Source organism: Streptomyces thermospinosisporus, assembly GCF_039526425.1.
GTDB classification, from domain to species: Bacteria; Actinomycetota; Actinomycetes; order Streptomycetales; family Streptomycetaceae; genus Streptomyces; species Streptomyces thermocarboxydovorans.
The window spans coordinates 1-10,887 of the sequence record NZ_BAAAIZ010000038.1 but is presented as its reverse complement, the minus strand read 5'-3'; the positions used below and the strand labels follow the sequence as shown (position 1 = coordinate 10,887).

Genomic DNA, 10,887 nt, shown 5'->3' with positions numbered 1-10,887 from the left:
GAGGTCAGCCCGCCCGGTGTCAGAGATACCGCAGTTGGCCTCGCGCGCTGGGAAAACTCAGGGTGGGCAGAGCCTGCAGATCTGGACGGAACGGGCAGGAGCCCGGTCCTCCGGCGTTGGGGTGGCCGAGAGGACCGGGCGGTGCCCCCGGGGACCGGAGGGGTGGACGGGGAAGTTGGTCCCTCCGGTGGTGGAGAGGCCCGGGGGGCGGGCCGGAGGGGGCGGGGCGGGGAGTTGGTCCCTCCGGCGCGTTGAAGGGTGGGGGCCCGGGGGCGGAGCCCCCGGGGACGGGGATGGGTAGGGCGGAGGGGGCGAAGAAGCCCCGCGCGAGCCCTACTTGACGGAGCCTGCCATCACCCCCTGGACGAAGTGGCGTTGGAAGGCGAAGAAGACGACGACCGGGATCACCAGGGAGAGGAACGCTCCCGGAGCCAGGACGTCGATGTTGCTGCCGAACTGGCGGATCTGGGACTGGAGCGCCACGGTCAGCGGCTGCGACGAGCTGTCGGCGAAGAGCAGCGCCACCAGCATGTCGTTCCACACCCACAGGAACTGGAAGATGGCGAGGCTGGCGATCGCCGGCCGGCCCACCGGAAGCACCAGCCGGGTGAAGATGCGCCACTCGCTGCCGCCGTCCATCCGCGCGGCCTCCAGCATCTCCTTGGGGATCTCCGCGAAGTAGTTCCGCAGCAGGAACACCGCGAAGGGCAGGCCGTACGCCACGTGGAACAGCACCACGCCGGGGATCGTGCCGAACAGGCCGAGCTGCCCGAACAGCTTGGCGACCGGCAGCAGACCGATCTGCACCGGGACCACCAGCAGCGCGACCACCACCAGGAAGACGGAGTCGCGGCCGGGGAAGTCCAGCCAGGCGAAGGCGTATCCGGCGAGCGCCGCGATGACCACCACCAGCACGGTGGCCGGCACCGAGATCAGCACGGTGTTCCAGAACGCCTGGGTCATGCCGGAGTTGTCCAGCAGCGCCGAGTAGTTGTCGAAGGACAGCTGCCCCGGGGCGGTGAACACCGTCCACCAGCCGCCCTTGGCGGTGTCCTCCGCGGAGCGCAGCGAGGAGAGGAACAGCCCGGCCAGCGGGGTCATCCAGACCAGGCCGATCACGACCAGGAACGCCTGCACCATCGCGCTGCTCAGGCCGCGCCGGATCGTCTTCATCGCTGACTCCTTCGGAAACGGCGGACGTTGAAGACCATGGCCGGGATCACCAGGAGCAGCAGCAGCACGCCGAGGGCGCTGCCGAGGCCCTGGTTGTTGCCACCGCCGAACGACACCAGCCACATCTGGGTGGCGAGCACGGTCGCGTCCTCCTGCACGGGGCCGGGGGCGATGATGTAGACGAGGTCGAAGACCTTCATCACATTGATCACCAGGGTGACGAAGACGACGGTGAGCACCGGCGCGAGCAGCGGTACAGTGATCTTGCGGAAGATCTGCCACTCGTTGGCACCGTCCATCCGGGCCGCCTCCAGGGCGTCACGCGGCAGGGTGGACAGGCCCGCGCCGATCAGGACCATGGCGAAGCCGGTCCAGATCCACAGGTAGGCGCCGATGATCGCCGGGGTGACGAGGGTGGGGCCCAGCCAGGAGATGCCGTCGTAGGGCTGCTCGAAGTTGTCCTTGGGCAGCTTGAGGGTGTACGAGCCGTCCTTCAGGCCGGTGAAGCGGAAGGAGCCGTCGGCGGCGGTGGTGGTGCTCGCGACGGTCTTGCCGCCCTGGACCGCCTCGACCTTCATGCCGGGCAGGCCGCTCTCGCGGGAGTCGACCACTCCGGGCTTGCCGCCGCCGCCGGGCGTGAAGTCGAGGTAGACCACGCCGCGCACCTCGTCGGCGCCGGCCTCCCGGGCGGCCGCCTCCTTGGCGGGCTCGGCGTCGCCGGGCAGGTCCTTGGGGGCGACGCCGACCAGGCCGAGCGCGGTGGTGGAGCCGGGCGAGACCTGGGAGCCGGTGACGTAGGAGCCGTCCTTCTGCTGGTTCAGGCCCTGCCCGTCACGGGCGCGTGCCGTCGGGTACTCGGAGCCCTCGTCGAAGGCGTCGTGGATCGACACGGCCGCCGCGTTGAGGACGCCCTTGTCGGGGTCCTCGTCGTAGGCGAGCCGGAAGATGATGCCGGCGGCCAGGAAGGACACCGCCATCGGCATGAACAGCAGCAGCTTGAAGGCGGTGGCCCAGCGGATCTTCTCCACCAGCACGGCCAGGATGAGGCCGAGACCGGTGAGCAGGGTGGGCGCGACCACGACCCAGATGGCCGTGTTGCGGATGGCCTTCAGGGTGGTCGGGTCGCGGAACATCTCGGCGTAGTTCTCGCCGCCCACGAACGTGTCGCCGGAGGCGTCGAAGAGGCTGCGGCCGACGGAGAACAGCACCGGATAGACGACCAGCGCGCCCAGCAGGAGCAGCGCCGGCAGCGCGAACAGCAGGGCGATCACCCGGCCCCGGCGGCGCGAGCGCCGAGCGCGCGCGCCGTCGGGGCGGGCGGGCGACGAGCGCCTCGCCTCTTTCACCACGGTGGTGGTCATGGTCAGTTCCCGTAGGCCTTCGCCGCGGCGGCCTCGAGCTCGGCCGCGGTCTTCTTCGGGTCGGCCGGGTTGCGCAGGAAGTCCTGGAGGATCTTCCACTCGCCGGCGCCCTTGGTGCCGCCGAAGGCGGCGGGGGCCTGGTCGGACATGTCGAAGCGGACCGTGTCACCGGCCTCGACCAGGGACTTGGCGGTGGCGCGGGTGACGTCGTCGCCGTAGGAGGAGAGGTCGAGCTTCTTGTTCGGGGAGAGGAAGCCGCCCGCCTCGGCCCACACGGCGGCGGCCTCGGGGCTGGCCAGGTACTCGACGAGCGCCATGCCGGCCTTGGAGTTCTTGCCGTCCTTCAGGACGACGGCCGCGTCGCCGCCGCTGACCACGGGCGCCTGGCCCTTGCCGACCGGCGGGAAGGGGAAGAAGTTGGCGTCGGTGCCGATGGTCTTGCCGAACTGGTCCTTGGCGACACCGGCGACGAAGTCGCCCTCGTAGACCATGGCGGCGTCGGGCTTCGGGCCGAAGACCTTCTCCACCGAGCCGGGGAAGTCGGTGTTCAGCGCCTCCTTCTGCCCGCCCGCGATGAGCTGCTTGTCCTTGAACAGCTTGCCGAGCGTGTCGAGCGCCTCGACCACGGTCGGGTCGGTCCACTTGATCTCGTGGGCGGCGAGGGCGTCGTACTTCTCGGGGCCGGCCTGGGAGAGGTAGATGTTCTCGAACCAGTCGGTGAGCGTCCAGCCGTCCTGACCGGCGACGGAGAACGCGGCGAGACCGGAGTCGGAGATCGTCCGGCCGTTCTTCAGCATCTCGTCGTAGGTCTTGGGCGCCTCGACGCCGGCCTGCTCGAGAGCCTCGGGGCTGTACCAGACGGTCGACTTGTGGGCGGCCTTGAAGTACAGGCCGTACAGGGTGCCGTCGACGGTGCCGTAGTCCTGCCAGACCTTGGCGAAGTTGGCGCCCACCGCGGACTTGACCTTCTCGTCCAGCGGCTTGAGCCAGCCCTTCTCGGCGAACTGCTTGAGCACGCCGACCTGCGGGACCATCACGACGTCGGGGGCGTTGCCACCCTCGATCTTGCTGCCGACGACGGTGGAGACGTTGTCGCCGGTGGAGACGAACTGCGTCTTGGCGCCGGTCTTCTCGGAGAAGGCGTCCAGCACCTTCTGGAAGTTCTTCTGCTCGCTGCCGGACCAGACACCGGCCACGGTGACGGTCTGGCCGTTGAGGGACTTGTCGCCGCCGCCGGCCGAGACCGGGTCGTCGCCACCGCAGGCGGTGGCGGTCAGGGCGATGACAAGCGCCGTGCATCCGGTGATCAGGGTGGTGCGTCGGGTACGTCGCATCTTCGTTGATGTCCCTTCGGGATACGGGGGTGCGGCTCGGCTCAGGAGTCGCTGATCCACCAGGCGGCGGTGGAGCCGGCAAGCACCCCGGCCGGGCACGGTCCGCTGGCGAGCAGCGGGGTGCCGGAGACCGGGGCGGGTACGGGGGCGGTGCCGAAGTTGACGGCGCACACCAGGTCGCCGCCGCGGACGAAGGCGAGCACGCCGGGCTGGGTGTCCAGCCACTGCAGGGTGCCCTCGCCCAGCTGCGGGAGCGCGGCGCGCAGTTGCAGGCCGTCGCGGTAGAGGTGCCAGAAGGACTGGGTGTCGGCGAGTGCACGGTCGGTGGCGTACTCGGCGAAGTACTCGGGCTGGGGCAGCCACGGCTTGACGCCTCCGGCACCGGAGGTGAAGCCGAACGGGGAGGCCTGCCCGGACCAGGGCAGCGGCACCCGGCACCCGTCGCGGATGCGGGCCCTGCTGCCGGTGCGGCGGAAGATCGGGTCGGTGAGCACGTCGTCGGGCAGGTCGACGACCTCGGGCAGCCCCAGTTCCTCGCCCTGGTAGATGTAGGCGGCTCCGGGCAGCGCCAGCATCAGCAGCGCGGCGGCGCGGGCGCGGGCGGCGCCGAGCCCGCTGCCCTGGGGGGTGGGCTCGCCGTAGCGGGTGACGGTGCGGACCTGGTCGTGGTTGTTGAGGACCCAGGTGACGGTGGATCCGGTGCCGGCGATGTCCTCCATCGCCTCGGATATGACCTTGCGGAAGGCGTCGGCGTCCCAGGGGGCGCCCAGCAGGTCGAAGAAGAACGCCTGGTGCAGCTCGTCCGGGCGGACGTACATCGCGTGCTCGCGGGCACTGGGCACGGAGACCTCGCCGACCAGCAGGCGCTCGCGGCCGTCGCGGGCGGTGTACTCCTCGCACACCGCGCGCCAGTGCCGCCACACGTCGTGCACCTCGGGCTGGTTCCAGGCGAGCGGGTTGACCGAGTCGCGGGTGCGGGCGTCGGCCTCCGGGTCCGGGGAGTCGGGCAGGTCCGGGTGCTTGAACAGTCCGGCGGCCACGTCGATGCGGAAGCCGTCGACGCCCCGGTCCAGCCAGAACCGCAGGGTGCGGTCGAACTCGGCGGCGACCTCGGGGTTGCGCCAGTTCCAGTCGGGCTGCTCCGGCGTGAACATGTGCAGGTACCACTGGCCGGGGCTGCCGTCCGCCTCGGTGACCCGGCTCCAGGCGGGGCCGCCGAACATGGCGTGCCAGTTGTTGGGCGGCTCGCTGCCGTCGGGGCCCCGGCCGTCGGCGAAGTGGAAGCGGGCGCGCTCGGGGCTGCCGGGCGGGCTGGCGAGGGCCTCGCGGAACCAGGGGTGCTCGCTGGAGCAGTGGTTGGGGACGATGTCCAGCAGCACCTTGATGCCCAGGCGGCGGGCCTGGGTGACCAGCAGGTCGAACTCGGCGAGGTCGCCGAAGACCGGGTCGACGTCGCAGTAGTCGGCCACGTCGTAGCCGTGGTCGTGCTGGGGCGAGGGATAGAAGGGGCTCAGCCAGATCCCGTCCACGCCGAGCTTCTTCAGATAGGGCAGGCCGGCCCTGACTCCGGCGAGATCGCCGATGCCGTCACCGGTGCTGTCCAGAAAGCTGCGGACGTACACCTGGTAGATCACTGCGTCGCGCCACCACTGGCGGCTGTCGATGCGCTTGAGACTCACCCCGTCGAACCCGTCTGTGCGTGCTAGCGGTTATACATGCATGTTAAGTAGGCGGGTCGCGAGGGTGTCAATGAACGTACCGAAGCTACCGGGGAGTTGAGTCGAGTAAACAGGGACAATCCGGGCATCCAGCGGGCGATCGAGATGCGCGCGTTACTTAACAAGTAAGTAGGGAGCGGGAAGGCGCCAGGAAGGTGTCAGCGCGAGGAGACGGCGGCGAGCTCGCCGGCCAGCCGCCGCACGGCGGCCTCGGTGGTCTGCCGCCCGGTCATCGCGTCGTGCACGACCGCCTGCACCACCAGGCTCACCTGGTCGTAGTGCGGGCTCTTGGGGCGCGGCGCGGCGGCGAGCACGCTCTCGCGCAGGGTCGGCAGATAGGGGAAGCGCCGGATCAGCTCCGGGTCCTCGTACAGCGCGGCCCGTACCGGCGGCAGCGCACCGCGCGTGAGCACCTGGCGCTGGACCGGCTCACTGGTGAGGTACGCGATCAGCCGCGCGGCGGTGTCGGGGTGCCGGGCATGGGTGCCGACGGCCAGATTGGAGCCGCCGAGCACACTGGTGCCGGGCCCGTCCGGTCCGGGCAGCGGGACGGCGCCGACATTGCCGGCCACCCGGGAGCCGGGCGCGGAGGCGGCGACATAGGCGTAGGGCCAGTTGCGCAGGAAGAGCAGCCGGCCGTCCTGGAAGGCCTGCTTGGACTCCTCCTCCTTGTAGGTGAGCGCTTCGCGCGGGATCCAGCCCTCACGCACGCCGCGCGCCAGGAAGCCGATGCCCTCGCGGGCGGCCCGGGAGTCGACGGTGACCCGCTCGCCCTCGTCGCCGAGGATGCTGCCGCCCGCCGAGTAGACCGCCTCGGCCGCGTTCACGGTCAGCCCCTCGTAGGGCAGGAACTGCCCGGCGTAGCCGTCGAGGCCGTACTTCGGCGCGAGCTTCTTCGCGGTGCTCTCCAGCTCGGCCCAGGTGCGTGGCGGCGCGACGCCCTCCTTGGCGAGGATGTCCGTGCGGTACAGCAGCAGCCCGGCGTTGGTGACATAGGGGACGGCGTACAGCTTGTCGTCGTAGGTCGCGGTGTCCACGACCGGGCGCAGGAAGGTGTCCAGCGGGAAGCGGTCGCGCGGCAGCGGGCGGATCCACCCGGCGGCGGCGAACTCCGACGTCCAGCTGACGTCGATGTTGAGCACGTCGAAGCGGCCGGCCTCGCCGCGCCGCAGATCGGTGATCATCTGAGCCCGGGTCTCGTCGGCGGAGTCGGGCAGTTCGACGAGGGTGACCCGCTCGCCGGGGTGGGCGCGGTTCCAGCCCTCGAGCAGCGGGCCGAGATAGCCGGTGAGGTCACCCGCGGTGGCCAGGGTGAGCGGTCCGCGGCCGCCCCCGGCGGGCTCCTCGGCGCTCGCTCCGGCGGAGACGTAACCGGCCAGGACCACGACCAGCACAAGAAGGCCCCTACCCGCGGCACGGATCCACCGCATAGGTTCCTCCCTGTACACCGGCCCCCGGGCGCCCTCGTCCGGGAGTCAGAGGCCATGTATACCTGTTAGGTATGCGCGATACTAGGGCCTGCGGCACATTGACCAGATGCGAGGAGGAGAGCTCGAGTGCGGCTGCCCCTCCTGGCGCTGCTCGCCCGCGGTCCGGCGCACGGCTACGAGCTGAAGCAGGACCTTGAGCAACTACTGGGCTCGGCGTACCCTCAGCCGAATGTCGGCCAGATCTACGTGACCCTCGGCCGCCTCGAGAAGTCGGGACTGATCGAGGGCGAGGACGTCGAGCAGTCCAGCCGGCCCAACAAGAAGGTCTACCACCTCACCGAAGCCGGGCGCGAGGCGCTGCGCGCCTGGTACGAGGAGACGGCGGACGAACCACGGGTGCGGGACGAGTTCTTCATGAAGCTGGCGCTCGCCCCGCAGACCGGACTCGCCGACCAGATCGCCCTGATCAACAAGCAGCGCCGCCAGTACCTCAACACCATGCGGGAGCTGTCCAAGCTCGCAGCCGCCGAAGACCGGGACAACCGCATCGCCCATCTGCTGATCGAGGGCGCGATGCTGCACCTGCAGGCCGACCTCGACTGGCTGGAACGGTGCCAGGAAGAGCTGGAGGACCTGGAGTGAGCGAGAGCACCGCTCCCGTGCTGCGCGCCGAAGGCCTGGTCAAGACCCACTACGGCGAGGGCGCCCCGGCGCACGCGGTGCGCGGCGTCGATCTGAGCGTGGCGCGGGGCGAGTTCGTGGCGATCACGGGTCCGTCCGGCGCCGGGAAGTCGACCCTGCTGCATCTCCTCGGCGGTCTCCAGCGGCCCGACAAGGGCAGCCTCTGGCTGGACGGCGAGTGCACCGACGACTACGACGAGGCCCGCTGGGCGGTGGAGCGCCGCAGGCGCATCGGTATCGTCTTCCAGTTCTTCAACCTGGTCTCCGACCTGTCCGTCGCGGACAACGTGGAGCTGCCCGCCCTGCTCGCCGGGGTGCCGCCGAAGCAGGCACGCGCCGAGCGGGAGGCGCTGCTGGACGAGCTGGGCCTGACCGGCAAGGAGCGCAGCATCCCGGGCGAGCTGTCCGGCGGTGAGCAGCAGCGGGTCGCGCTGGCCCGCGCCCTGGTCAACCACCCCCCGCTGCTGCTGGCCGACGAGCCGGCGGGCAGCCTGGACAGCAGGGGCACCCGCGAGGTGATGCGGCTGCTGTCCCGCTTCCACCAGCGCGGGCAGACCATCGTCCTGGTCACCCACGACGCCCGGCTGGCCAGCGCCGCGGACCGGGTGATCAGCTTCTTCGACGGACGGATCGTGGACGACGCGGCCCTCGACGCCGGGCCGTCGAGCGGCAAGGGCATCTCCGGGGTGCTGGAGCTGAAGGACTGACATGCGGACGTCTTCGACGGTGTACGCGACGGTGCACGCCCTCCGCGCGCCGAGGGGATGAGGCCGGTGCGAGCCACCCTGCGCTGGGCGCACTCCGATCTGCGCACGCACCGCGGCGAGGCGCTGTTCCTGGTCCTCGCCACCGCCGGCATCGTGGTCTCGCTGCTGCTGGCCGCCGCCCTGTTCGGCTACGCCACCAACCCCTGGCAGCGCGTGTTCGCCCAGGCGCACGGCGCGCACGTCACGCTGCACACCACCGGCACCGCCGACGCCGGGAAGCTCGCCCGGCTGGACGGCGTGGACGACGTCGCCGGCCCCTACCCGACCTCCTCGCTGACCGTCGCCTCGCGCGGCAGCCGGGCCTCGGTCGAACTGCGCGGCACCCCCGAGCGGCCCGACGTGGGACGCCCGCTGATCACCTCCGGGAAGTGGCTGGACGCGGCGACGCCCGACGGCGTGGTGCTGGAGAGCCGGCTCGCCCGCGCCCTGCTCGCCGCGCCCGGCGACACCCTGACCGTCCCCGGCACGGCCCGCACGCTCACCGTGATCGGCATCGCCGACAGCGCCGAGCCCCGTTACCGTCCGGGCGAGCAGCCGGGCCTGGTGTGGGCGCTGCCGTCGGCCGTGGCCGAACCGGCCGGGCAGGTGATCGGGCTGCGGCTGACCGACCCGGCCGACACCGAGTACACCGTGCAGCGGGCCGTGACCGTGCTGGGCGCCGGGGCGATCGGCGAGGTCGCCACCTGGCAGCAGGCCCGCGCCGAGGCACAGAACGACAACCGGCTGCTCGGTCAGGTGCTCGGCCTGTTCGGGCTGGGCGCGCTGGTCGCCGCCGGATTCGCCGTGCACGGGGCGATCGGCACCCGCATCCGGGGGCATCTGCGGGACATCGCCATCCTCAAGGCGATCGGCTTCACGCCCGGCCAGGTCGTCCGGGTCTTCCTGATGCAGCACCTCGGCTACGCCCTGCTGGGCGCGGTGGCCGGCGCGGTGCTGATGGAGGCGCTGGGCAGCGGGATACCGGGGCGGCTCGGGGACGCGGTCGCCGTGTGGCAGGGGCTGCCCGGGCAGACCGTGACGCTGTTCGCGGTGCCCGTGGCGGCGGTGCTGTTCATCGGCGCGACCACCGGGCTCGCCGCCTGGCGGGCCGGACGCGTGCCCCCGGTGCCGGTCCCCCGCCCCGCGGCGCCCCCGGCCGGACGGCTGACCGGCGTGGCCCGGCGGGCGCTGGGCATGCGGGTGCCGCCGGCGCTGGTGCTCGGCTGGCGCAAGGCGTTCACCCGCCGCCCGCGCTCCCTCGGGACGGTGGCCCGGCTGGCGCTGCCGCTGCTGCTGATCGTGGTGGCGATGAGCGCCTGGACCACCCTCGACCGCTTCCACAGCGAACCGGACCGCATGGGTCTGCCCACCGCGCTCAGTGTGCGCGCGGACGCGACGCTGGGCGAGAAGGAGACCCGGGCCCTGCTGGAGAACGACCCGCAGGTCGCCAGCGCCTACCCGGGCACGGAGGTCGCCGCCCTGGTCCCCGGCCAGACCGCCACCATCGCCCTGCGCGGTCTGGGCACCGGGCAGGAGCCGTACCCCTTCACGCTGGCCGAGGGGCGCACCGCCCGCGGGCCCGACGAGGCGGTGGCCGGGCAGGGTCTGCTCGACCTGCTGCACGTCCAGGTCGGCGACTGGGTGCGGATGACGGTCGGTGACCGGCCGCAGATCCTGCACATCGTGGGCCGCAGCATCGAGCCGGAGAACGCCGGCCGGGTCATCTCCACCTCGCTCGACACCCTCCGCGCCAACGACCCCACCCTCCGGCCGACCCTCTACCAGGTGCGCCTGGAGCCGGGCGCCGACCCGCAGGCCGTCGCCGACCGGCTGACGTCGGAGGGGCTCGGCCATCTCGACGTGCACACCGTGACCAACCCGGCCGACGGGCTCTCCCCGCTGCGCGCGGTCGTCCTCGGCCTGATCGCCGTGCTGGCCCTGATCGGGCTGATCGAACTGCTCACCGCGATCGGCGGGATGGTGCGGGAGGGCGAGCGGGATCTGCTGGCGCTGAAGGCCATCGGCCTGTCACCGCGCCAGATCACCGCGATGACGGTGACGGCCATGGCGTGCACGGCGATGGCCGCCGTGCTCGCCGCGATGATCCTCGGGCTGCCGCTGGCGCGCTGGCTGATCGACGCCCAGGGCAGATCGAGCGGCATCGGGACGGGGATCGCCCAGGGGCCGCCCGCGCTGTTCCTGCTGGGGCTCACCGTGGCCGCCGTGCTGGGCGCGGCCGCACTGGCCGCCCTCCCGGCCGCCCGGGCGGCCCGCCGCCGTCTCGCGGACACGCTCAGCGCGGTCGCCTGAGCCGGCCCTTGGCCGGCGGGCGCCGCGCGACGCGGCTGTGCGGCAGCTTTCGGTCTGCCGCCGTCCTCCGGTCTGCCGCCGTTCCCCGCGCAGCGGCCTCGGGCCGACGCTGCCGCGACGCAGCCCTTGCGGCA

General features: G+C 71.9%; 8 protein-coding genes. 3 read left to right on the top strand and 5 right to left on the bottom strand.

The window, feature by feature from the left end:
- Positions 1–333 precede the first annotated feature (333 nt).
- The 5 genes from ABD207_RS14035 to ABD207_RS14015 all read right to left on the bottom strand — a co-directional run bounded on the left by ABD207_RS14035 (position 334) and on the right by ABD207_RS14015 (position 7,016).
- Positions 334–1,173 (bottom strand): carbohydrate ABC transporter permease, encoded by an 840-nt coding sequence (locus tag ABD207_RS14035; protein ID WP_167991448.1) that lies wholly within the window; start codon positions 1,171–1,173, stop codon positions 334–336.
- On the bottom strand, positions 1,170–2,534 hold the full coding sequence (locus ABD207_RS14030; RefSeq protein ID WP_344012955.1) for an ABC transporter permease subunit: 1,365 nt from the start codon (positions 2,532–2,534) through the stop codon (positions 1,170–1,172). Before ABD207_RS14030 ends, ABD207_RS14035 begins: the two co-directional genes overlap by 4 nt.
- Positions 2,535–2,536: 2 nt before the next feature.
- Positions 2,537–3,868 (bottom strand): ABC transporter substrate-binding protein, encoded by a 1,332-nt coding sequence (locus ABD207_RS14025; RefSeq protein ID WP_343998675.1) that lies wholly within the window; start codon positions 3,866–3,868, stop codon positions 2,537–2,539.
- Between the two features lie 41 nt (positions 3,869–3,909).
- Positions 3,910–5,547, bottom strand: a complete 1,638-nt coding sequence (locus ABD207_RS14020; RefSeq protein ID WP_425580718.1) for a glycoside hydrolase family 13 protein — start codon at positions 5,545–5,547, stop codon at positions 3,910–3,912.
- Between the two features lie 197 nt (positions 5,548–5,744).
- The gene (locus ABD207_RS14015; protein WP_344012953.1) at positions 5,745–7,016 is read right to left on the bottom strand and encodes an ABC transporter substrate-binding protein; all 1,272 of its coding nucleotides are present in this window, start codon (positions 7,014–7,016) and stop codon (positions 5,745–5,747) included.
- 126 nt (positions 7,017–7,142) lie between these two features.
- On the opposite strand from ABD207_RS14015, the gene ABD207_RS14010 reads away from it, so the two are divergent.
- The 3 genes from ABD207_RS14010 to ABD207_RS14000 all read left to right on the top strand — a co-directional run bounded on the left by ABD207_RS14010 (position 7,143) and on the right by ABD207_RS14000 (position 10,753).
- Entirely contained in the window at positions 7,143–7,658 is a 516-nt protein-coding gene (locus ABD207_RS14010; protein ID WP_344012951.1) for a PadR family transcriptional regulator, read from the top strand.
- Positions 7,655–8,404 (top strand): ABC transporter ATP-binding protein, encoded by a 750-nt coding sequence (locus tag ABD207_RS14005; RefSeq protein WP_344012949.1) that lies wholly within the window; start codon positions 7,655–7,657, stop codon positions 8,402–8,404. Before ABD207_RS14010 ends, ABD207_RS14005 begins: the two co-directional genes overlap by 4 nt.
- 66 nt (positions 8,405–8,470) lie before the next feature.
- Positions 8,471–10,753, top strand: coding sequence for an FtsX-like permease family protein (locus ABD207_RS14000; protein ID WP_344012947.1), 2,283 nt, complete (start codon positions 8,471–8,473; stop codon positions 10,751–10,753).
- Positions 10,754–10,887 lie beyond the last annotated feature (134 nt).